The 20,880-nt window shown below is 73.1% G+C and carries 21 protein-coding genes; 11 read left to right on the top strand and 10 right to left on the bottom strand.

Annotated features, from left to right (window positions below):
- Positions 1 to 213: 213 nt before the first annotated feature.
- Entirely contained in the window at positions 214 to 1,476 is a 1,263-nt protein-coding gene (gene serB / locus J2S46_RS29185) for a phosphoserine phosphatase SerB (protein ID WP_191289806.1), read from the top strand.
- A gap of 64 nt (positions 1,477 to 1,540) precedes the next feature.
- Here serB and J2S46_RS29180 read toward each other — a convergent pair whose 3' ends face one another.
- The 3 genes from J2S46_RS29180 to J2S46_RS29170 form a co-directional block, all read right to left on the bottom strand.
- The gene (locus tag J2S46_RS29180; protein ID WP_191289807.1) at positions 1,541 to 2,068 is read right to left on the bottom strand and encodes a SixA phosphatase family protein; all 528 of its coding nucleotides are present in this window, start codon (positions 2,066 to 2,068) and stop codon (positions 1,541 to 1,543) included.
- An 89-nt stretch (positions 2,069 to 2,157) separates the two neighbouring features.
- A complete protein-coding gene (locus J2S46_RS29175; protein WP_266320232.1) occupies positions 2,158 to 2,280 on the bottom strand; it encodes an SGM_5486 family transporter-associated protein in 123 nt (40 codons plus the stop codon).
- A gap of 163 nt (positions 2,281 to 2,443) precedes the next feature.
- Positions 2,444 to 3,763, bottom strand: a complete 1,320-nt coding sequence (locus J2S46_RS29170) for a CynX/NimT family MFS transporter (protein WP_191289808.1) — start codon at positions 3,761 to 3,763, stop codon at positions 2,444 to 2,446.
- Between the two features lie 225 nt (positions 3,764 to 3,988).
- On the opposite strand from J2S46_RS29170, the gene J2S46_RS29165 reads away from it, so the two are divergent.
- The 4 genes from J2S46_RS29165 to J2S46_RS29150 all read left to right on the top strand — a co-directional run bounded on the left by J2S46_RS29165 (position 3,989) and on the right by J2S46_RS29150 (position 8,342).
- A complete protein-coding gene (locus J2S46_RS29165) occupies positions 3,989 to 4,663 on the top strand; it encodes a FadR/GntR family transcriptional regulator (RefSeq protein WP_191289809.1) in 675 nt (224 codons plus the stop codon).
- A gap of 105 nt (positions 4,664 to 4,768) precedes the next feature.
- Positions 4,769 to 5,080 carry a hypothetical protein gene (locus J2S46_RS29160; RefSeq protein ID WP_191289810.1) on the top strand — a complete coding sequence of 104 codons (312 nt, stop codon included), beginning with the start codon at positions 4,769 to 4,771 and terminating at the stop codon, positions 5,078 to 5,080.
- Between the two features lie 2 nt (positions 5,081 to 5,082).
- Positions 5,083 to 7,239 carry a DUF6571 family protein gene (locus tag J2S46_RS29155; protein WP_191289811.1) on the top strand — a complete coding sequence of 719 codons (2,157 nt, stop codon included), beginning with the start codon at positions 5,083 to 5,085 and terminating at the stop codon, positions 7,237 to 7,239.
- Positions 7,239 to 8,342, top strand: coding sequence for a hypothetical protein (locus J2S46_RS29150; RefSeq protein ID WP_191289812.1), 1,104 nt, complete (start codon positions 7,239 to 7,241; stop codon positions 8,340 to 8,342). Before J2S46_RS29155 ends, J2S46_RS29150 begins: the two co-directional genes overlap by 1 nt.
- Positions 8,343 to 8,488: 146 nt before the next feature.
- On the opposite strand, the gene fabI is transcribed toward J2S46_RS29150, so the two are convergent.
- On the bottom strand, positions 8,489 to 9,256 hold the full coding sequence (fabI, locus tag J2S46_RS29145) for an enoyl-ACP reductase FabI (RefSeq protein WP_073928766.1): 768 nt from the start codon (positions 9,254 to 9,256) through the stop codon (positions 8,489 to 8,491).
- Positions 9,257 to 9,260: 4 nt separating this feature from the next.
- The gene (fabG, locus tag J2S46_RS29140) at positions 9,261 to 9,980 is read right to left on the bottom strand and encodes a 3-oxoacyl-[acyl-carrier-protein] reductase (protein WP_073928767.1); all 720 of its coding nucleotides are present in this window, start codon (positions 9,978 to 9,980) and stop codon (positions 9,261 to 9,263) included.
- Between the two features lie 370 nt (positions 9,981 to 10,350).
- Here fabG and J2S46_RS29135 point away from each other — a divergent pair, with 370 nt between their 5' ends.
- Entirely contained in the window at positions 10,351 to 11,496 is a 1,146-nt protein-coding gene (locus J2S46_RS29135) for an MBL fold metallo-hydrolase (RefSeq protein ID WP_191289813.1), read from the top strand.
- A 340-nt stretch (positions 11,497 to 11,836) separates the two neighbouring features.
- Here the strand turns inward: J2S46_RS29135 and J2S46_RS29130 are convergent, their stop codons facing one another.
- Positions 11,837 to 12,214 carry a hypothetical protein gene (locus J2S46_RS29130; RefSeq protein WP_191289814.1) on the bottom strand — a complete coding sequence of 126 codons (378 nt, stop codon included), beginning with the start codon at positions 12,212 to 12,214 and terminating at the stop codon, positions 11,837 to 11,839.
- 239 nt (positions 12,215 to 12,453) lie between these two features.
- Between J2S46_RS29130 and J2S46_RS29125 the strand changes: the two genes are divergently transcribed.
- The 3 genes from J2S46_RS29125 to J2S46_RS29115 are packed head-to-tail and all read left to right on the top strand — an operon-like array spanning position 12,454 to position 15,986.
- Positions 12,454 to 14,007 (top strand): TldD/PmbA family protein, encoded by a 1,554-nt coding sequence (locus tag J2S46_RS29125; RefSeq protein WP_191289954.1) that lies wholly within the window; start codon positions 12,454 to 12,456, stop codon positions 14,005 to 14,007.
- Complete coding sequence (locus J2S46_RS29120; RefSeq protein WP_191289815.1) at positions 14,007 to 15,404, top strand: TldD/PmbA family protein; 1,398 nt, start codon at positions 14,007 to 14,009, stop codon at positions 15,402 to 15,404. The genes J2S46_RS29125 and J2S46_RS29120 overlap by 1 nt, the downstream gene beginning before the upstream one ends.
- Positions 15,405 to 15,434: 30 nt before the next feature.
- Positions 15,435 to 15,986 (top strand): RNA 2'-phosphotransferase, encoded by a 552-nt coding sequence (locus tag J2S46_RS29115; RefSeq protein ID WP_191289816.1) that lies wholly within the window; start codon positions 15,435 to 15,437, stop codon positions 15,984 to 15,986.
- A gap of 54 nt (positions 15,987 to 16,040) precedes the next feature.
- On the opposite strand, the gene J2S46_RS29110 is transcribed toward J2S46_RS29115, so the two are convergent.
- Positions 16,041 to 16,307, bottom strand: coding sequence for a GlsB/YeaQ/YmgE family stress response membrane protein (locus J2S46_RS29110; protein ID WP_191289817.1), 267 nt, complete (start codon positions 16,305 to 16,307; stop codon positions 16,041 to 16,043).
- 232 nt (positions 16,308 to 16,539) lie between these two features.
- Here J2S46_RS29110 and J2S46_RS29105 point away from each other — a divergent pair, with 232 nt between their 5' ends.
- Positions 16,540 to 16,896 carry a DUF3099 domain-containing protein gene (locus J2S46_RS29105; RefSeq protein ID WP_191289818.1) on the top strand — a complete coding sequence of 119 codons (357 nt, stop codon included), beginning with the start codon at positions 16,540 to 16,542 and terminating at the stop codon, positions 16,894 to 16,896.
- Between the two features lie 313 nt (positions 16,897 to 17,209).
- Positions 17,210 to 17,524: a hypothetical protein gene (locus tag J2S46_RS29100; protein ID WP_229912667.1), complete on the top strand. Its 315-nt coding sequence runs from the start codon at positions 17,210 to 17,212 to the stop codon at positions 17,522 to 17,524.
- Between the two features lie 5 nt (positions 17,525 to 17,529).
- Here the strand turns inward: J2S46_RS29100 and moaA are convergent, their stop codons facing one another.
- The 3 genes from moaA to J2S46_RS29085 form a co-directional block, all read right to left on the bottom strand.
- Entirely contained in the window at positions 17,530 to 18,519 is a 990-nt protein-coding gene (gene moaA, locus J2S46_RS29095; RefSeq protein WP_191289819.1) for a GTP 3',8-cyclase MoaA, read from the bottom strand.
- Between the two features lie 109 nt (positions 18,520 to 18,628).
- Positions 18,629 to 20,287, bottom strand: coding sequence for a monocarboxylic acid transporter (locus tag J2S46_RS29090; protein ID WP_191289820.1), 1,659 nt, complete (start codon positions 20,285 to 20,287; stop codon positions 18,629 to 18,631).
- Complete coding sequence (locus J2S46_RS29085; protein ID WP_191289821.1) at positions 20,284 to 20,646, bottom strand: DUF485 domain-containing protein; 363 nt, start codon at positions 20,644 to 20,646, stop codon at positions 20,284 to 20,286. The genes J2S46_RS29090 and J2S46_RS29085 overlap by 4 nt, the downstream gene beginning before the upstream one ends.
- Positions 20,647 to 20,880 lie beyond the last annotated feature (234 nt).

The raw sequence follows: 20,880 nt of genomic DNA, 5'->3' as shown, positions 1-20,880 counted from the left end.
TCCAGCCCGGCTCCCGATGACGAAAGTCACCCCTCGTGACTGTGACCAGCTGGCAACGATTCGCGGACGGCGCCGGGCCGAAGCCCGCCCCGCAGCGCTCACGGGCCCCTTCGGCACCGGTACGAAGGGCCCCGCGGGGGCGCCGGACGGCGGTGTCCACGGGCCGGACCGGTGCCGTGCGCAGGTCCGGCGACGGGTAGCGTGGGAGCCACCATGAACGCATCGCTCCCGGCCGCCGAGCCCGTCCCCAGCCCGCAGCCCCGGACCGATGACGAGCGGACCCTGCTCGTCAAGGTGTTCGGCAAGGACCGCCCCGGCATCACCGCCGGCCTGTTCGCCACACTGGCCGACTTCGCCGTCGACGTGATCGACATCGAGCAGATGGTGACCCGGGGCCGGATAACTCTCTGTGCACTGATCACTCCCCCGGCGGGCGGCTCGCCCGGCGTCGAGGGGGCGCTTCGGGCCACCGTGCACCGCTGGGCCGAGGAGCTCAAGCTCCAGGCCGAGATCATCTCCGGCACCGGTGACAACCGGCCGCGCCGCGAGGGCCGCTCGCACGTCACCGTGCTCGGCCACCCGCTGACCGCCGCCGCGGTGGCCGCGCTCACCACCCGGATCACCTCGGCCGGTGGCAACATCGACCGGGTGTTCCGCCTGGCCAAGTACCCCGTGACCGCGGTCGAGCTGGCCGTCTCCGGTGTGCCCACCGAGGAGCTGCGCGCCGAGCTGGCCGTCGAGGCGGCCACCCAGCGGGTGGACATCGCGGTCGTCCAGGCGGGGCTGCAGCGCCGGGCCAAGCGGCTGGTCGTGATGGACGTCGACTCCACCCTGATCCAGGACGAGGTGATCGAACTCTTCGCCGCGCACGCGGGCTGCGAGGCGAAGGTCGCCGAGGTGACGGCGGCCGCGATGGCCGGCGAGCTGGACTTCGCGGAGTCGCTGCGAGCCCGGGTGGCGCTGCTGGCCGGGCTGGACGCGAGCGTGACGGAGAAGGTCCGGGCGGAGGTCCGGCTGACGCCGGGCGCCCGTACGCTGATCCGCACCCTGCAGCGACTCGGGTTCCAGGTGGCGATCGTCTCCGGCGGTTTCACCCAGGTCACCGACCACCTGGTGGAGCAGCTCGGGCTGGACTTCGCGGCCGCCAACACCCTGGAGGTGGTGGACGGGAAGTTCACCGGCCGGGTGACGGGCGAGATCGTGGACCGTGCGGGCAAGGCCCGGTGGCTGGCCCGGTTCGCCGAGCAGGCGAAGGTGCCGCTGGAGCAGACGGTGGCGATCGGTGACGGCGCCAACGACCTGGACATGCTCAACGCGGCCGGTCTCGGGGTGGCGTTCAACGCCAAGCCGGTGGTGCGTCAGGCCGCCGACACCGCCGTCAACGTGCCCTTCCTGGACACCGTGCTCTACCTGCTGGGAATCACCCGCGAGGAGGTCGAGGCGGCCGACGCCCTGGACGGCACCCCGACGGAGTGACCCGGACGGGCAACGACGAAAAGGGGCGCGAGGATCACTCCTCGCGCCCCTTTCGGCTGTCCGCTCAGTCCTGCGGCGTGTGGTACGACACCAGCTCGGCCACTCCGGGCTCGACGCCCTTCCAGGACCCGGTGAAGGCCAGCACCGCGATGGCCGCCGTCGGGAAGCCGCCGAGCCGCAGCCGCTCCAGCGCCTCGCGGTCCCCCGCGTCGCCCGCCAGCACCTGGGTCAGGCCCAGCACGCCCGGGTTGTGACCGACCAGCACCACGTCGACGAACTCGTCCGGGGTCTCCTGCAGCACCGTGATGATCTCGCCGGGGCTGGCCTCGTACACCCGGTCCTCGTACACCGTCTTCTGCGGCCGCCTGGGCAGCTCGTGGACGGCGAGCTTCCAGGTCTCGCGGGTGCGCAGGGCCGTCGAGCAGAGCACGTAGTCGGGATTGATGCCGGAGTCGGCCAGCCACCGGCCGGCGTCCGGTGCCTGGTGGCGGCCACGGTCGGCCAGCGGCCGCTCGTGATCGTCAACCTGGTTCGGCCAGTCGGCCTTGGCGTGGCGGAGAACGATGATCCTGCGGGACGTTTCGGCGCTCATACCCAGCAAGCTTGGCAGAAAACCGGCCGTCGGGCGCGGTGCTCCGGGCAGCGCCACCCTCAGGAGTGGGACGGGATCGACCGCGCCGCTCAGCCGAGGTTCTTGGCGACGATCGCGACCACGGCCAGCAGGACGACGATGCCGGCGATCAGGCCGGCGATCTGGGCCAGCTTCTTGTGGCCGTCGGTGGGATTCGGTTCGAGTACGGGCATGCACCGAGTCTCGCACCCCCGCCCGGACGGCCGGCTCCCGGCCCCCGGCCGCACCGGCCCGGCCCCGCACCCGCGCGGACCCTCGCCCGCCCGGCCCCGCCCCTGCCCGGGGCCCTGTGGCGGGCCCCGGGCGGCGGACCGGCCGTGACCGGCCCGCCCCGGCTCAGGAGGCCGCCGGCGCCGCCGGGCGGACGGCCTCGTCCTCGATGAAGCGGGGCAGTGCGGCCCGCAGGCCGAAGGCCATCTGCGGCAGCAGCAGGAAGGCCAGGAAACCGAGCGGCAGGTACCACTGGCCGGTGGCCTGGTAGAGGCTGCCGATCAGGATCGGGCCGGGGATGGAGATCAGGTAGCCGAGGCCCTGGGCGAAGGCGGACAGCTGGGCCACCCCGCCCGAGGTCCGGGCCCGCAGGCCGATCATGGTGAGCACCAGCGGGAAGGCGCAGTTGGACAGGCCCATCAGCGCGGCCCAGACCCAGGGCGCACCGGCCGGCGCCAGCGCCAGCCCGGTGTAGCCGGCGATCCCGCAGGCGGCCAGCACCACCACGAAGATCCGCTGGTCGCCCCGGCGGGCGGCCCAGTTCGGCAGCACGAAGGAGACCGGCACCCCGACCACCATGGTCAGCGCCAGCAGCACGCCGGAGGTGGAGGAGGAGATGCCGGCGTCCTGGAAGATCTGCGGCATCCAGCCCATGGTCACGTACGCGCCGGTGGCCTGGAGCCCGAAGAAGCAGGCCAGCGCCCAGGCGGTCCGGCTGCGCAGGATCGGCAGCCGCTCGGCGGCCCGGGACGCGGCGCTGCCGGCCCGCTCCCGGTGCAGCAGCAGGGTGACCAGCCAGAGCACCAGGGCGACCGCGCCCACGCCGGCCCAGACGCCCAGGCCGACCCGCCAGTCGCCGCCGAGGGCGGAGGTCAGCGGCACCGTGACGGCAGCGGCCAGCGCCGTGCCGGCCGACAGGGCCATCGAGTAGAGGCCGATCATCGGCCCGACCCGGTCCGGGAAGTACCGCTTGATGACGACCGGGATGAGCACGTTGGCGACCGCCACGCCGGCCAGCGCGAGCGCGGTCAGCAGCAGGAAGACCGCGGTGCCGCCGGCGAAGGAGCGGGCCAGCACGCCGAGGGTGATCGCGCCCATGCCGGCCGTGACCACCGCGATCGGGCCGATCCGGCGGGCCAGTGCGGGCGCCGCCAGGCCGAAGAGCGCGAAGCAGAGCGAGGGGACGGCGGTGAGCAGGCCGGCCACCGTGGCGCTCATGCCGAGGTCGGCGCGGACCTGGTCGAGCAGCGGGCCGAGGCTGGTGACCACCGGACGGAGGTTGAAGGCCGCCGCGGCGATGGCCACCGCGAACAGCATCCCGAGGTACCGGGTGCGGGCGGGGGCGGGCCGCCCGTCGCGGGTGCCCGCCTCGGTCCGGCCGGTCGTCGGAGGGTCGGTCCGAGGGAGCGGCCGAGCGTCTGTGGGGGAGTCTGCTGCGGTGGACATGGACGACATCATAGAATGATGGGATGAATTAACGCACGCCGGTGTCCCCGGGCCGCCGGCCGGCACCGCCGCACCGCATCCACCACCCACGTCCACCGCCACGTCCACCACCGACGTCCACCATCACGTCCACCGGGCCGCACCGGCGGCGCCGGCCCGAGGGCCGCGACCGCCCGCCCGTTCTTGGCATGATGGCCCGATCCGACCTAGCCGCTAGGAGCCCCCGTGGCGCTGTCCTCCCCGAGGCGCACCCCCTTGTCCGACCAGGTGATCGCGCAGCTGCGCGCCCAGATCACCTCCGGCGAGTGGCCCGTGGGCTCGCGCATCCCCACCGAGGTCGCGCTGGTCGAGCAGCTGGGGGTCGCCCGCAACACCGTCCGCGAGGCCGTCCGGGCGCTCGCGCACAACGGACTGCTGGACATCCGGCAGGGCTCCGGCACCTACGTCCTGGCCACCAGCGAACTGGCCGGGGTGATGCACCGCCGGTTCGCCGACGCGGACCAGCAGCAGGTCGCCGAGCTGCGCGCCACCCTGGAGACCTCCGCCGCCGGGCTCGCCGCCGGTCGGCGCAACCAGCGCGACCTCGACCTGTTGGAGAGCACCCTGGCCCGGCGCGAGGAGGCCTGGTCCTCCGGTGACGCCGAGGACTTCGTCCAGGCCGACGCCGCCTTCCACCAGGCGGTGGTGGCCGCCGCCCACAACGACGTGCTCGCCGCCGTGTACGCGGACCTCGGCGAGGTCATGCGGGCCCACCTGCGCCACGACGTCGGCCCCGAACTGATCCCCGAGCGCTACGTCGGTCACGACGGCATCCTCGCCGCCGTCCGGGCCGGCGACGCCCGGCTCGCCTCCGTCGAGGCCGGCCGCGCGATCGGCGCCTGCACCCCGGCCGAGGCCTGACCCGGACAGGCCCCGGCCCGGTCGTATACGCGTGCTAACGTCCCGCTAGGACTGGCCAAAGGCCGGTCAACTGACAGTCAAGCATGAATAATTCGGGGAGAATCGATGGCTGACCCAGACGCGGGGACCACAGGCGTGGCACCCAGCGCCCTCGACAAGGCCGCGCTGGCACTCGACAGCATCGCCACCGAGAGCACGGCAGCGGGCAAGACCGCGGACGACTCGACCGGGGCCGCGGCCTCCAAGCTCAGCGGCTGGGACACCGCCAACTCGCTGCGGGCCGCCCTCACCGAGTGGCACGAGCAGGTCTCCGCGCTCAACACCCGACTCAACCAGGAGGCCGGGATGATGCGCCAGACCCACACGAACTACATCGGCATCGACAGCGCCCTGGCCCAGTCGTTCGGGGGTCGCTGACCATGCTCGGCTACGAGGACGTCCTCAACGCGGACCTGTCCGCGCTCAGCACCGCCGCCACCGACTGGGAGTCGATGGCGAAGAAGTACGAAGGCGTGCAGCACCGCCTGGAGAACGAGGTCCTGACCGTCACCGGCGGCCAGAACCTGTGGATGGGCAGCGCCGCCGGCGCCGCCCACCAGCACGTGCTGATCACCAAGCAGCAGACCATCGACGCGCAGACCGAGGCCCGGGCGGTCTCGACGATCATCGCGGACGCGCACGCCGACTTCGAGGCCGCGCAGAAGAAGCTGAAGGCCGCCGCCGCGGACGCCGCCGCCGACGGCATGAAGGTGACCGGCACCGGCCAGGCCGTGTTCGACACCAGCCAGTACACCCCGGCCGAGCGCAACGCCATGCACCACGACCCCGGCTACATGGAGGAGCGCAACGCCGCCGCCGGCAGGTGGACCCAGCAGATCAACGCCGCGCTCGCCGAGGCCACCGCCGCCGACGAGCGCGCCTCACTGGCCCTCAAGCGCGCCTCCAAGGCCGGCGACCCCTTCAACACCTTCAACGGGCAGGCCATCGGCGGCGGTGACGCGGCCGACGGGCGCCGCGCCGCCGACCTCGCCGAGAAGCTGAAGAAGGACGGCAAGCTGGAGCCGGGCGAGCTCGCCGAGCTCAACAACCTGATGAAGGCCAACGCCAACAACCCGCAGTACGGCCAGACCCTGCTCAACACGCTCGGCCCCGAGGGCACCCTCAAGCTCGCCGACCAGCTGGAGAAGATCGGCGGCGACCGGGACGCCAAGAACAAGGAGGGCTACGGCCAGCTCCAGACCAACCTGGCCAACACCGTCGCCGGCGCCACCCGTGACCCGAACAGCAAGTTCTACCAGGACTGGCGCAAGGGCATGAAGGACATCGGCGACAAGAACCTGGGGCGCAACACCTCACCGGTGTACGGCTACCAGGCGCTCGCCACCCTGATGGACAAGGGCGACGCGCAGTACTCCAAGGAGTACCTGAACGACCTGGGCGCCGACATCATCGACGTCGAGAAGAAGCACCCGCAGATCTGGAGCCACCAGTTCGACGGCGAGCGCCAGGACCTGGTCTCCGACCCGCTGGACGGCGTGCTCAAGCAGATGGGGAAGAACCCCGAGGCCGCCACCGGCTTCCTCGACCCGGACTCCCCCGGCGCCAAGGACCGTCTCGACTACCTGCTGCGCGACCGCAAGTGGCCCGAGAACTACATGAACCCGCTGTACGGGGCGCCGATCAAGATGGACGACCCGCTCCAGCGGGCCGGCCTCGGCGCGGCGCTGGAGGCCGCCACCACCGGCGACCCCACCGGCACCGCGCACAACGGCGGCTCGCACACCCCGGCCCAGGCCCGGGTCATGCAGGGCACCATCGACGCCCTGGACCAGGACAGCAAGGGCCAGGAGATCCCCGACAACCTCCGCAAGCCGATCGCCGGCGCGCTCACCGACTACGTCGACGACACCCACGACATCCTCGGCGCGGAGCTCAGCACCGCCAAGCACAAGGACGGCGCCTGGGAGGAGGGCGGCAAGGGCCACCTCTCCGACGACAGCTCCTCGCTCACCCGGGTGATGCGCGGCGTCTCGGACGACCCGGAGGCCTACGCAGCCCTGTACGAGGCCGAGAAGGCCAAGTCCGCCCAGGTCATCGGCGACCTGCCGGCCGACGCCGGCCGCCCCGACCACGACCGGACCGGGCCGACCGACCGCTCCGGCTCCGCGCTCGGCACCCTCGACGCCATCAGGAGCGACATCCTGCTGGACGAGCGTGACGACAAGAAGGAGTGGGCCGACAAGACCGGCGAGCTGGTCTCCAGCGGCGGCGGCCTGGCCACCGGCTACATACCGGTGGTCGGCGACGTCGCGGGCAGCCTGGTCGACCTGGGTGTCAGCAACTGGTCGGACGGCGTGAAGGAGGAGGCCGTCGACAAGGCCAACAGCGAGGCCTCCAGCTCCCACGACGCCAACCTGAACCAGGGCACCCAGATGGTCATCGGGTGGGCCGAGCACAACGGCCTGGACCCGAAGAGCGAGCTGGCCAACGAGGTCAACACCAGCCTGCGCGACGGCCACAACCGCGGCTACGACGAGGCGATGATCGCCCTCGGCCGGCACGGGTCGGCCGAGTGATGAGGGCCTTGTCCCGCCGCCGGACGGCCTGGATCGCGCTCGCCGCGGTCCTGGCCGTCTCGGCCGGCGCCCTGCTCACCTGGCGCCTGACCAACGTGTTCGGCCCCGACCGCCTCTGCGGCGGCGCGGTGTCCCGGGCCGACGCGCAGCAGGTCCTGGGCGAGGGCCGGATCACGGAATCCGGCTCCACGGCCCGGGCCGGGGACCCGACGGTCTCCTGCACGATCACCGCCCGGACGGGCCTGGGCGGCACCGCCCGGGCCCGGGTCACGCTGCGCACCGAGCGGGCGGTCAGCCCCGGCATCGACAAGCAGGTCAGGACCGTGCCGCAGATGTCGCAGCTGGAGGGCGGGCGGCCGGGCTCGTTCTCCAACCGGACCGGCTGGGTGCTGCTGCCGGCCGGGTGCGTACTGCCCGTGCCGAAGGACGACCCGCTGCCGCTGAAGTCCCGGGGCGACGCCGACGTGCTGTGGGCCGACGTCTGGTTCTCGCCGGACGACGTCCTGCCGGAGAAGCGCCGCGCCGAGGAGCAGCCCGACACCGCCGCCCGGACGGCGCTGGCCCGGGTGGCCGACGGCATGGCCGCCGCCGCGGGCCGGCAGGCCGGCTGCGGCACTCCCGCCGCCCCGGCCGGGGACCGGCTGGGCGACCCCGGCGGGCAGGCCCGCGCGTCCGAGGACGGCAAGGCCTGCGGGCTGCCCGGGCTGAGCCTCGGCAGCACGGCCGGGCGAACCACCCCCCTGCGCGAGCGGGTCAGCAGCGAGGGCGCGCCGGTCTGGATCTGCGGGGTGGAGGACGGGCACCTGGTGTCGCCGGTGCTCAGCTTCACGGTGACCGCCGACCAGGCCTGGATCGGCGCGGCCGCCCTGGACACCGAGCTGCGGGCGGCGCTGCCGACCGGCTGGCGCGGCACCGGGGACACCGACGGCCCGGTCCTGGTGCCCTGCGGCAAGGACACCCTGTACCTGGGGGTGTCCGCCCTGGACAGCGCGTTGCGGGACGGTCAGGGGGAGGCCCGCAGCGAGCTTCCGAAGGACCTCTTCGCCCGTTTCGCCAACGCGGTGGCGGCCCAGCGGGGCTGCGAGCCGATCGCCCCGGGCTGACCGGCCGCCGCAACCGGACGGCTCCGGAACGCTCCGGAAACACCGCTGCCCGCCCGCCACTTCACGAGTGGCGGGCGGGCAGCGGTGTTCGGGCGGTACCGCTCGGGCGGGTGGTGCCCCGGCCGTCAGCGGGGTGCGCCCGGGTGTCAGGCGCCGATGGCGTGCAGGCCGCCGTCGACGTGGATGATCTCGCCGGTGGTCTTCGGGAACCAGTCCGAGAGCAGCGCGACGACGCCGCGGCCGGCCGGCTCCGGGTCGGCGAGGTCCCACTTCAGCGGGGAGCGGGAGTCCCAGACCGCCGCCAGCTCCGAGAAGCCGGGGATGGACTTGGCGGCCATCGAGCCGATCGGGCCGGCCGAGACCAGGTTGCACCGGATGTTGCGGGACCCGAGGTCGCGGGCCATGTAGCGGGAGGTCGCCTCCAGCGCGGCCTTGGCCGGGCCCATCCAGTCGTACTGCGGCCAGGCGAACTGCGCGTCGAAGGTCAGGCCGACCACCGAACCGCCGTCCTGCATCAGCGGGAGCAGCGCCGTCGTCAGCGACTTCAGCGAGAACGCGGAGACCTGCATGGCGGTGGCCACGGACTCCCACGGGGTGTTCAGGAAGTTGCCGCCGAGGGCGTCCTGCGGGGCGAAGCCGATCGAGTGGACGATGCCGTCCAGGGTCGGCAGGTGCTCGCGGACCTGGTCGGCGATGCCGGCCAGCTGCTCGTCGCTGGAGACGTCGAGCTCCAGGACCTTGACCGGCTTGGGCAGCTTGCGGGCGATCCGCTCGGTCAGGCTGGGCCGCGGGAAGGCGGTGAGGATGATCTCCGCGCCCTGCTCCTGGGCCAGCTTCGCGGTGTGGAAGGCGATGGAGGACTCCATCAGCACACCCGTGATCAGGATGCGCTTGCCCTCAAGAATTCCGCTCATGTGATCAGTGACCCATGCCCAATCCGCCGTCTACGGGAATGACGGCTCCGGTGATGTACGCGGCCTCGTCGGAAGCGAGGAACCGCACGGTGGTGGCGATCTCGGACGGGGCTGCGTACCGGCCGAGCGGCACCCCCGCGACGATCTCCTTACGACGCTCGTCGCTGAGCACCGCGGTCATGTCGGTGTCCACGAAGCCCGGCGCCACCACGTTGACGGTGATGTTGCGCGGTCCGAGCTCCCGGGCCAGCGAACGGGCGAACCCGACCAGGCCGGCCTTGGACGCGGCGTAGTTGGCCTGGCCCGGCGAACCGCTCAGGCCGACCACCGAGGAGATCAGCACCACGCGGCCCTTGCGGGCGCGCATCATCAGCTTCGAGGCGCGCTTGACCACCCGGAACGCCCCGGTGAGGTTGGTGTCGACGACCGAGGTGAAGTCCTCCTCGGTCATCCGGAGCAGCAGGGTGTCCTTGGTGATGCCGGCGTTGGCGACCAGCACCTCGACCGCGCCGTGCTTGGACTCGACCTCGCCGAAGGCGGCGTCGACCTGGGCGGCGTCGTCGATGTCGCAGCGGACCGCGAGCACGTCGTACTTCGCCAGGGCCTCGGGAACCTCACCCGAGCGGCTGGTGATGGCGACCTTGTCGCCCGCCTCGGCGAAGGCCTGGGCGATCGCGAGGCCGATGCCCCGGTTGCCTCCGGTGACGAGAACCGAGCGGCTCAACGATCCACCTCTCTCCGTAGTTGACCATGGGACCCGGTGGCCCGGGCGGTGTCCGCCCCTGCCGACCAGGTCGTCCGCGTACGGCGAAACGCGCACGCAATGTGACGCTATCGGCCGCGGGGAGGATGCGACGAATCGGGCTCCCACAGGTCCGTACCGGCTGAACTGTCGCGTTCCGACAATGGCACAGTGGAGGGCACGGTGGTCGGCCCCGCCGGGAACAACTCGGCAGGGTGTGCCCGTTGCCTTCTCGGTGCGGACATGCATGCGGACCACCGGGCGGACAACCACCGGCCGCCCGCACCGATTTGGCACGGGCCGGTTGTCACAACGCCACCGCCCGACGACTCCCAGTGAAGGCAGAGCCCTGATGAGCGAGGCACAGCCCGGTACCACCGGCCGACGGGGACGACTGCTGGCCCTGGCGGCCCTGGCCGCGGGAGCGGGAGCGGCCGCCTGGTCGCTGCGCGACCTGCCGGCGGCCTTCGGGCGGCGCCCCGACGCCGAGCGGGAGGATCGGGTCCGCAGCTCGCCCCAGTACCGGGACGGCGTCTTCCACAACGCCCCGTCCTCGCTGGCCCGGGACAGCGCCCGGCCGGAGATCGACCGCGGCACGGTCCGCCGGATGCTGTTCGAGCGCGAGGGCCGCACGCCGACCCTGCCGGTGCCGACCGTCCGGACGGCGGGCGGGCCGCGGCAGGCGGCCGAGGGCGTCGAGATCACCTGGTACGGGCACGCCTCCGCGCTGGTCGAGATCGAGGGCGCCCGGGTGCTGCTGGACCCGATCTGGAGCGACCGCTGCTCCCCCGCCGCGCACGTCGGCCCCAAGCGGCTGCACCCGGTGCCGGTGGAGCTGGAGGAGCTGCCGCCGGTGGACGCCGTGCTGATCTCGCACGACCACTACGACCACCTCGACATGGCGACCGTGAAGCGGCTGGTGCGCAGCCAGTCCGCGCCGTTCGCGGTGCCGCTCGGCATCGGCGGCCACCTGCGGCGCTGGGGCGTGCCGGAGCACCGGATCATCGAGCTGGACTGGGACGAGACCTGCACCCTGGGCGACCTGGTGCTCACGCTGACCTCCGCGCACCACTTCTCCGGCCGCGGCCTGACCCGCAACACCACCCTGTGGGGCTCCTGGGTGATCGCCGGTCCGACCCGCAAGGTGTTCTACACCGGCGACTCGGGCTACTTCGAGGGGTACAAGGCGATCGGTGAGCAGCACGGCCCGTTCGACGCCGCGCTGGTGCAGATCGGTGCGTACGACGAGGCGTGGTCGGACATCCACATGACGCCGGAGGACGCCGTCCAGGCTCACCGGGACCTCGACGCCGGGCTGCTCGTCCCGGTGCACTGGTGCACCTTCAACCTGGGGCTGCACCCGTGGGCGGAGCCGGTGGAGCGGCTGCTGGCCGAGGCGAAGTCGCAGGCCGTGCCGCTGGCGGTGCCGCGTCCGGGCGAGCGGGTGGACGTGGACAACCCGCCGGAGCTGGACGGCTGGTGGGAGGGCCTGGCCTGAGGCCCCACCCGGTCCTCAACCTGACCTGACCTGACCCGGCCTGACCTGACCTGACCCGGCCCGACCACCGCACGGCGGTCAGGCCGGGTCAGGTCGGTGGTACCGCCGGCCCGCGCCGCCGCCACGGCCCGCCGGGCGTCGACGGCCTCCTCGGTCCGGCCGAGCGCGGCCAGGCACCCGGCCCGGACGGTGCCGGCGCCGGCCTGCCGTCGCAGCAGCGTGGCCTGCTCGGCGGGGCGGTCCGTGGGCGAGCTCAGCGGCTCCAGCCATGCCTCGGCGCTCGCGGCGGCGTCCAGGCCGCGCCCGGGCTGCCCGGCGGCCCGCAGACGGACGCCCAGGTTCAGCAGCCGAAGCCCCAGGGTCGCCCGGGCGTCCCGGGCGCCCCCTCGCCGCGCAGGCGGGCGAGCTGCCGCTCGGCCGCCCCGACCGTCTCGTCCGTCGCCGCGACGGCCTCCTCGTGCCGATCCAGCCGGGCCCGCACCGTGGCGTAGAGGTCGAGCGTGGCCGACATCCGGGCGCCGCCGCTCCGGCGGTCGCGCTCCGCGTCGGCCCGGCGCAGCCCGGCCGCCTCGGCCAGCTTGCCGGCGGCCTCCTGGTGGCTGCCCGCGTCGGCCAGGGCCCGGCCCTCCAGGTGGAGGACCCGGGCCCGGCGCCCCGGCGGAATCCGGTCACCGCCCAGTACCCGGCCGGCCCCAGCAGGCCCAACTGCACCAGGCACCCCAGGAAGACGACAGCCATCGCCCCACCCCCCACGGGCCGCTGTCGGTGTCAACACGTCCCCGCCGGACCCCTCTTGAAGTGACGGAACGACCACCGGGCGGATCCTCGCCGCGGGGCGGCGCAGGCCAAATCTGCTGGCCGAAAGCGGTGCGAACGGCCATGATTCGATGCGGGGATCCCTGACCGGACGCCCCGCCCCCCTTGCCGTACCCGATCCAGGGAGCCCGATTGACCCCGATGCCCGCGACGACCGGCGCCGGTGCCCCGCACGGACGCGCCGTCGATCCGCTCTTCCTCGCCTACCCCCTGCGCGCCCTGGCCGACGCGGCGCTCACCCGGGCCCGCGAACTCGGCGTCACGCATGCCGACTTCCGTCTGGAGCGGGTCCGCAGCGCGTCCTGGCGGCTGCGCGACGCCCGGCCGGCCGGCACCTCGGACAGCGTCCAGCTCGGCTTCGCCGTCCGGGTGCTGCTGGACGGCGCCTGGGGCTTCGCGGCCGGGGTGGACCTCACCACCGACGCGGTGGCCCGGGTGGCCGAGCAGGCGGTGGCGGTGGCCCGGCTCTCCGGCGGGATCAGCCGGGCGGCCGGCTCGAAGGACCTGGTGGAGCTGGCCGCGGAGCCGGTGTACCCGGACGCGACCTGGATCTCGTCGTACGAGGTGAACCCCTTCGAGGTGCCGGACGCCGAGAAGACGGCGCTGCTGGCCGACTGGAGCCGGCGGCTGCTGGCCGCCGACGGCGTCTCGCACGTCCAGGCCAGCCTCCTGACGGTGCAGGAGAACAAGTTCTACGCCGACACCGCGGGCACCATGACCACCCAGCAGCGGATCCGGCTGCACCCGGAGGTGGAGGCCACCTCGGTGGACGGGCGGACGGGTGCCTTCGACTCGATGCGGACGCTGGCGCCGCCGGTCGGGCGGGGCTTCGAGTACCTGCGCGGCACCGGCTGGGACTGGGACGCCGAGCTGGCCGAACTGCCCACGCTGCTGGCCGAGAAGATGAAGGCGCCGGGCGTCGAGGCCGGCGTGTACGACCTGGTGGTCGACCCGTCCAACCTCTGGCTGACCATCCACGAGTCGATCGGCCACGCCACCGAGCTGGACCGGGCGCTCGGCTACGAGGCCGCCTACGCGGGCACCTCCTTCGCCACCTTCGACAAGCTCGGCAGCCTGCGGTACGGCTCCGACCTGATGCACGTCACCGGGGACCGGACGGCCGAGCACGGCCTGTCCACCATCGGCTACGACGACGAGGGGGTGGCCACCCAGTCCTGGGACCTGGTCAAGGACGGCGTCCTGACCGGCTACCAGCTCGACCGGGGCATGGCCGCGCTGAAGGGCCTCGGCCGGTCCAACGGGTGCGCGTTCGCGGACTCCCCCGCGCACGTCCCGGTGCAGCGGATGGCCAACGTCTCGCTGCAGCCGGCCGCGGACGGCCCGGACACCGCCGGCCTGTTCGAGGGCGTGGAGAAGGGCCTGTACATCGTCGGCGACCGCTCCTGGTCGATCGACATGCAGCGATACAACTTCCAGTTCACCGGCCAGCGCGCCTACGCGATCCGGGGCGGCCGGCTCGCCGGCCAGGTGAAGGACTTCGCCTACCAGGCCACCACCACCGACTTCTGGGGGTCGATGGCCGCCGTCGGCGGCCCGCAGACCTACGTCCTGGGCGGTGCCTTCAACTGCGGCAAGGCGCAGCCGGGCCAGGTCGCGGCGGTCAGCCACGGCTGCCCGTCCGCGCTCTTCCGCAACGTCAACGTGCTCAACACGCAGCAGGAGGCGGGTCACTGATGGCCGCGATCCAACCCCACGAACTGGTCGAGCGGGCGCTCGGCCTCTCCCGCGCCGACGGCTGCCTGGTGATCGCCGACGAGGAGTCGACCGCGAACCTGCGCTGGGCCGGGAACGCGCTGACCACCAACGGCGTCACCCGGGGCCGGCGGCTCACGGTGATCTCCACCGTCGACGGCGGTCAGGGCACCGCGTCCGGCGTGGTGGCCCGCGAGGCCGTCACCCTCGACGAGGTGGAGAGCCTGGTCCGGGCCTCCGAGGCGGCCGCCCGGGACGCCGGCCCGGCCGAGGACGCCCAGCCGCTGGTCGCCGACCGCCCGTCGTCGGCCGACTTCACCGCGCCCCCGGCCGAGACCTCGGTCGAGGTGTTCGCGGACTTCGCGCCCGCGCTGGGCGCCGCCTTCGCCCGGGCCGCCGCCCAGGGCGAGCTGCTCTACGGCTTCGCCCGCCACGAGCTGACCACCAGCTACCTCGGCAGCTCCACCGGCCTGCGGCTGCGGCACGACCAGCCCACCGGCACGGTCGAGCTGAACGCCAAGACCGCCGACCTCACCGGCTCCGCCTGGGCCGGCGCCGCCACCCGGGACTTCCGGGACGTGGACGTCGCCGAGCTGCACCGCACCCTCAGTCGTCGCCTCGCCTGGGGCGAGCGGAGGATCGACCTGCCGGCCGGCCGCTACGAGACGCTGCTGCCGCCCTCGGCCGTCGCCGACCTGATGGTCTACCTGAGCTGGTCCTCCGGCGGCCGGGACGCGGCCGAGGGCCGCACGGTCTTCTCCAAGCCGGGCGGCGGCACCAGGATCGGCGACAAGCTCGGCGAGCTGCCGCTGACGCTGCGCTCCGACCCGGCCGAGCCGGGCCTGGAGGCCGCGCCCTTCGTGCTCACCCACTCCACCGGCGGCGACTCCTCGGTGTTCGACAACGGCCTGCCGCTGGCCGCCACCGACTGGATCCGCGACGGCGAGCTGACCAACCTGCTGACCACCCGGCACTCGGCCGGTCTGGCCGGCCTGCCGCTCACCCCGGCCGTGGACAACCTGGTACTGGAGAGCGGCGACCAGGCCGCCGCGCCGACGCTGGAGGAGATGATCGCCCGCACCGAGCGCGGGCTGCTGCTCACCTGCCTCTGGTACATCCGGGAGGTGGACCCGGCGACGCTGCTGCTCACCGGCCTCACCCGGGACGGCGTCTACCTGGTCGAGAACGGTGAGGTGGTCGGCGCCGTCAACAACTTCCGGTTCAACGAGTCGCCCGTGGACCTGCTCGGGCGGATCACCGAGGTGGGCCGCACCGAACGCTGCCTGCCGCGCGAGTGGGGCGACTGGTTCACCCGCGCCGCGATGCCGCCCGTCCGGGTGGCGGACTTCAACATGAGCTCCGTGAGCCAGGCCTCGTAGGAGCCCTGACCCGACAGGGACGATGGAAGAGTGGACGAGAAACGCACGGTCCGGACCTCCAAGATGCTCTCGCGCATCCTGCGGCACGATCCGGCCTCGGTGGGCGTCACGCTGGACGAGGCGGGCTGGGTGCGGGTGGACGTGCTGCTCGCCGCCCTGGCCCGGCACGGCCGGGCGGTGAGCCGCGCCCAGCTGGACCATGTGGTCGAGACGAACAACAAGCGCCGCTTCGCCCTCTCCGACGACGGCCTGTCGATCCGGGCCAGCCAGGGCCACTCGGTGGCGGTCGACCTCGGTCTGGCCGCCACGGTGCCGCCCCCGGTGCTCTACCACGGCACCGCCGTGCACGCCCTGGACGCGATCTTCCGGGATGGGCTGCTGCCGATGTCGCGGCAGGACGTCCACCTGTCGGCCGACACCGGGACGGCCGTCCGGGTGGGTTCGCGGCACGGGCGTCCGGCGGTGCTGGCGGTGGACGCGGCCGCGATGGCGGCGGCCGGGCACGAGTTCCGGGTCAGCGCCAACGGGGTCTGGCTCACGGACTCGGTGGCGCCGCAGTACCTGAGCCGGCCCGCCGGCTGAGCACGGCCCGAGGTGGCCCGGCCGGGGCCGCCTCGGGCTGCGCTGCCCGGGCGGTCAGTGCTGCTTGCGGCCCGCCCAGAGCGGCGCGACCGTGGCGATCACCACGATCGCCGCGCCCAGCTGGAAGAGATTGCGCCACCAGTCGATCCCGCTGGTGTCGGCGACCCCGAAGACGTGCGCCACGCCGTTCCCGATCATCGCGCCGATCATGCCGAGGATCATGGTGAGCCAGAGCGGGACGTCCTGCTTGCCCGGGATCAGCAGCCGGGCGATCACACCGAGGACCAGCCCTTCGATCAGTGCCGAGACGATTGCCCACATGCCAGCTCCCAGGGGTCGGGGCCGCCGACGGCCGGTGGCGTTCCCCTTGCAGCTCACAGTCTTGGCTCCGTTCGGCCCTGGCGCACCCCGGACGGGCCGCCGCCCACGCCCGGGCACCGGGGCGGACACGGAAAGCCGGCTCCTCCCCCGCTCTCCTGCACGGCGCCGGCCCGGCGTACCGTGAGGAGGGCCGCACGGCGAGGCGTGCGGGCGCGGACGAAGGCGGTAGGACATGGGCAAGAGCGCCGGCAGCGGACCGGTCTTCCGGATCACCGGAGCGCGGAGCAGTCTCACCGAGGATGTCCGCGGGCGCCAGCGCCGCTACGTCATCTCGATGCTGGTCCGCACCCTCTGCGTGCTGCTCGCCGTGATCATGTGGGACGTCCAGCGGTACGTCGCGTTCGTCGCGCTGGCCGGCGGTCTGCTGCTGCCGTACTTCGCGGTGCTGATCGCCAACGCCGGACGGGAGCGGGCGCCCGGACTGCCGAGCACCTTCGCCGTCCCGGCCGAGACCCCGCTGATGCTGGGGCCCGGCGGAACGGGCGGTGGCGGGGCCGCCCCGGCGGCGCCCGGAGCCATGGACGAGTGACTGTCCGTTTCCTCCGGATTGATTGCCGTTAGTCCGCCGGAAAGCTCAAACCAGCCTCAGATTAATCATGAAAGAGGCCCCCGGAAGGGGTCTCGGCCGTGACATACTGCGTACGCGCTCCGCATCCCCCGTCGGAGCGACGGACCGACGCCGGGCGGCTCCCCCCGTGGCTGCCCGGCGTCGCCATGCCCGCACGCGGTCAGGCCGGACGCGAGGTGCGCCCGGGGCCGCCCGACGGGTGCGGGAGACTGGCGGTGCACACACCCGCCCCTCCCCCGAGCCGGAGGGCCCCGATGCCACAGGACGGCCCGCGATGACCCCCCAGGACGACCAGCAACCCTCGCCCAGCCTCTTCGCCGGCGCGGCGGGGCACCCCGAGAACCCGATCTGCTCGGGCAAGGGGTGCCGGACCGCCGCCGCCTGGGTGCTGGTGTGGAACAACCCCAAGCTGCACACCCCGGACCGCCGCAAGACCTGGCTGGCCTGCGACGAGCACCGCGAGCACCTCTCCCAGTTCCTCGGCGTGCGGGGCTTCCTCAAGGAGGTCCTGCCGTTCGCCGAGTGGACCGAGGCCGAGGCCGAGGCGCGGCCGCAGCCGCAGCCGCCGGTCGCACCCCCCGGAGCCTGACGCCCTCAGCCGCCGATCGCCGACATCGGCCGCACGGGCTGCAGGAACTCCGGGTCGTCGATGCCGGCCCCGGCCTTCTTGCCCCACATCGCGGCCTTCCACAGCGCGCCGATCTCGGCGTCCGCCGCGCCGGAGCGCAGGGCGGTCCGCAGGTCCGTCTCCCCGGTCGCGAACAGGCAGTTGCGGACCTGACCGTCAGCGGTCAGCCTGGTCCGGTCGCAGGCCCGGCAGAACGGCCGGGTGACGGAGGCGATCACCCCGACACTCGCCGGCCCGCCGTCGACCAGCCAGCGCTCGGCCGGTGCGGCGCCCCGGGCGGCCGAGGGCTCGGCGGTGAGCCGGAAGGACTCGGTGAGGCGGTCGAGGATCTCCTCGGCGGTGACCATCTGCGAGCGGTCCCAGCCGTGCTGGGCGTCCAGCGGCATCTGCTCGATGAACCGCAGCTCGTAGCCGCGCTCCAGGCACCAGCCGAGCAGGCCGGCCGCCTCGTGGTCGTTGACGCCGCGCATCAGGACTGCGTTCAGCTTCACCGGGGTCAGCCCGGCGGCCTCGGCGGCGGCCAGGCCCTCCAGCACGTCGTGGTGGCGGCGCCGGCGGGTCAGGGTGTGGAAGGTGTCCGGGTCCAGGGTGTCCAGCGAGACGTTCACCCGGTCCAGCCCGGCGGCCCGCAGCGCGGCGGCGGTGCGGGCCAGGCCGATGCCGTTGGTGGTGAGCGAGAGTTCCGGGCGCGGCGCCAGCTCCGCGCAGGCGGCGACGATGCCGACCAGCCCCGGGCGCAGCAGCGGCTCGCCCCCGGTGAAGCGGACCTCGCGGACGCCCAGGTCGCGCACGGCGATGGTGACCAGCCGGACGATCTCCTCGTCGGTGAGCAGCTCCGGCTTGGCGAGCCACTGCAGACCCTCCTCGGGCATGCAGTAGGTGCAACGCAGGTTGCACCGGTCGGTGAGCGAGACGCGCAGGTCGACGGCCTGGCGGCCGAAGGTGTCGAGGAGCACGGCGAGCCCCTTCCCTGTAGTGCGGCCGGCCCGGCCGCCGTCACGGCGGGCCGGGCCAGCTTAACCGCAGGGACCGCCACCGCCGGGCGGTGTCCGTCCGGTGGGAAATCTAGTGCGCGCCCAGTCCGGTGAGGGAGCGGACCTCCAGTTCAGCGTACTTCGCCGGGTCGGCCTCCTCCTTGGAGAGCAGGGTGCCGATCCAGCCGAGCAGGAAACCGACCGGGATGGAGACCAGGCCGGGGTTCTCCAGCGGGAACCAGTGGAAGTCGGAGTGCGGGAACAGCGAGGTGGGCTTGCCGGAGACGACGGTGGAGAAGACCACCAGCAGCACCGAGCTGAACAGGCCGCCGTAGACCGAGCAGACCGCGCCCCTGGTGTTGAAGCGCTTCCAGAACAGCGAGTAGAGCAGGGTGGGCAGGTTCGCCGAGGCGGCCACCGCGAAGGCCAGCGCGACCAGCGCGGCGGTGTTGAGCTTCTCGGCGAAGATGCTGAGCACGATGGCGACCGCGCCGATCGCGACCGCCGCGAGCTTGGCGGAGCGGACCTCCTCCTTCTCGCCGACCTTGCCGCGCCGGATCACGTTGGCGTAGAGGTCGTGCGCGAAGGACGCCGAGGAGGCCAGGGTCAGCCCGGCGACCACGGCGAGGATGGTGGCGAACGCGACGGCCGAGATCACCGCGAGCAGGATCGCGCCGCCGGTGGAGCCGGCGCCGCCGCCGAGCTTCTCGGCCAGCAGCGGCGCGGCGGTGTTGCCGGCCGCGTTGGAGGCCTTGATCACCTTGGGGCCGACCAGGGCCGCCGCGCCGAAGCCCAGCGCCAGCGTCATCAGGTAGAAGCCGCCGATGATGCCGATCGCCCAGAGCACGGACTTCCGCGCGGCCCGGGCGGTGGGAACGGTGTAGAAGCGGACCAGGATGTGCGGCAGTCCGGCGGTGCCCAGCACCAGCGCCAGGCTCAGGCTGAGGAAGTCCAGCTTGGTGGTGCCGGTGACGCCGTACTTCAGGCCGGGCTCCAGGAAGTGCGCGCCCTTGCCGCTGGCGTCGGCCGCGGCGCCGAGCAGGGCCGAGACGTTGAAGTGGTACTTGGCGAGCACCAGGACGGTCATCAGCGCGGTGCCGGCGATCAGCAGCACCGCCTTGACGATCTGCACCCAGGTGGTGCCCTTCATGCCGCCGATGGCGACGTAGACCACCATCAGCGCGCCGACCGCGACGATCGTCCAGCGCTTGGCCGCGCCGCCCTCGACGCCCAGCAGCAGGGCGACCAGGGAGCCCGCGCCGACCATCTGGGCGAGCAGGTAGAAGATCGACACGACGATGGTGGAGATGCCGGCGGCGGTCCGCACCGGCCGCTGCCGCATCCGGAAGGCCAGCACGTCGGCCATGGTGTAGCGGCCGGAGTTGCGCAGCGGCTCGGCCACCAGCAGCAGGGCGACCAGCCAGGCCACCAGGAAGCCGATGGAGTACAGGAAGCCGTCGTAGCCGAACAGCGCGATGGCGCCGGCGATGCCGAGGAAGGACGCGGCCGACATGTAGTCGCCGGAGATGGCCAGGCCGTTCTGGAACCCGGTGAAGCCGCGGCCGCCGGCGTAGAAGTCGGAGGCGTCCTTGGTCTGCCGGCCGGCCCAGACGGTGATGCCCAGGGTGGCGAGGACGAACAGGCCGAACAGCGTCATCGTCAGGCCGCGGTGCTCGGTCGCGGCGGTGGCCAGCTGACTGCCCGCCAGCCGGCTCGCGGGCAGCTGACCGGTGACCAGGTGGGTGCTCATTCGCCGGCCTCCCGGGGCGCGTGGACGGTGGCGGCCTCGTACCGGGTGCGGATGGCGGTGGCCGGCGAGTCCAGCCGGCGGTCGGCGTACCGGGCGTACCAGGCGGCGATCGCGAAGGTGGTGACGAACTGCAGCAGGCCCAGCACCAGCGCCACGTTGACGTGCCCGACGACCTTGGTGGCCATGAAGGCCGGGGCGTAGCTGGAGAGCAGGACGTACAGCAGGTACCAGAGGATGAAGCCGATGGTGACGGGGAAGGCGAAGCTCCGGACGGAGCGGCGCAGTTCGCGGAACTCCGCGGTCTCCTCGATCCGTTGGACGGACGACTGCTCGGTGCTGGTCGGCGGCGGTGATTCCACTCGGTCTCTCCTGACTCCTTCGTCGGGGCGGTGCGCACGGTGGAACGACCGGACGTGAGGGGTGTCACAGTTCGGCTGTGCGCCGCTGATGTTAGAAGTGGCCGGTGGGCCGCGAGAAGGGAACGGGCACGATCAGCCGGATCTTCACCCAGCAGCGCTCTCCTATTGGCCGAAACACGTCAGGTTCGGACATGCGATCGGGGTGGCCCCGGTCCCGGAGCCACCCCGATCCTG

It is taken from the genome of Kitasatospora herbaricolor (assembly GCF_030813695.1).
In the GTDB taxonomy this organism is placed as follows: domain Bacteria; phylum Actinomycetota; class Actinomycetes; order Streptomycetales; family Streptomycetaceae; genus Kitasatospora; species Kitasatospora herbaricolor.
This window is presented reverse-complemented; position numbering and strand designations above follow the sequence as displayed.

Coding starts and splice junctions, on each gene's coding strand:
- J2S46_RS29135 (WP_191289813.1), top strand. CDS start 10,351: ATGAGCGAGGCACAGCCCGGTACCACCGGCCGACGGGGACGACTGCTG.
- J2S46_RS29125 (WP_191289954.1), top strand. CDS start 12,454: ATGCCCGCGACGACCGGCGCCGGTGCCCCGCACGGACGCGCCGTCGAT.
- J2S46_RS29105 (WP_191289818.1), top strand. CDS start 16,540: ATGGGCAAGAGCGCCGGCAGCGGACCGGTCTTCCGGATCACCGGAGCG.
- serB (WP_191289806.1), top strand. CDS start 214: ATGAACGCATCGCTCCCGGCCGCCGAGCCCGTCCCCAGCCCGCAGCCC.
- J2S46_RS29120 (WP_191289815.1), top strand. CDS start 14,007: ATGGCCGCGATCCAACCCCACGAACTGGTCGAGCGGGCGCTCGGCCTC.
- J2S46_RS29175 (WP_266320232.1), bottom strand. CDS start 2,280: ATGCCCGTACTCGAACCGAATCCCACCGACGGCCACAAGAAGCTGGCC.
- J2S46_RS29150 (WP_191289812.1), top strand. CDS start 7,239: ATGAGGGCCTTGTCCCGCCGCCGGACGGCCTGGATCGCGCTCGCCGCG.
- J2S46_RS29090 (WP_191289820.1), bottom strand. CDS start 20,287: ATGAGCACCCACCTGGTCACCGGTCAGCTGCCCGCGAGCCGGCTGGCG.
- J2S46_RS29160 (WP_191289810.1), top strand. CDS start 4,769: ATGGCTGACCCAGACGCGGGGACCACAGGCGTGGCACCCAGCGCCCTC.
- fabI (WP_073928766.1), bottom strand. CDS start 9,256: ATGAGCGGAATTCTTGAGGGCAAGCGCATCCTGATCACGGGTGTGCTG.
- J2S46_RS29100 (WP_229912667.1), top strand. CDS start 17,210: ATGACCCCCCAGGACGACCAGCAACCCTCGCCCAGCCTCTTCGCCGGC.
- J2S46_RS29180 (WP_191289807.1), bottom strand. CDS start 2,068: ATGAGCGCCGAAACGTCCCGCAGGATCATCGTTCTCCGCCACGCCAAG.
- J2S46_RS29170 (WP_191289808.1), bottom strand. CDS start 3,763: ATGTCCACCGCAGCAGACTCCCCCACAGACGCTCGGCCGCTCCCTCGG.
- J2S46_RS29110 (WP_191289817.1), bottom strand. CDS start 16,307: ATGTGGGCAATCGTCTCGGCACTGATCGAAGGGCTGGTCCTCGGTGTG.
- J2S46_RS29155 (WP_191289811.1), top strand. CDS start 5,083: ATGCTCGGCTACGAGGACGTCCTCAACGCGGACCTGTCCGCGCTCAGC.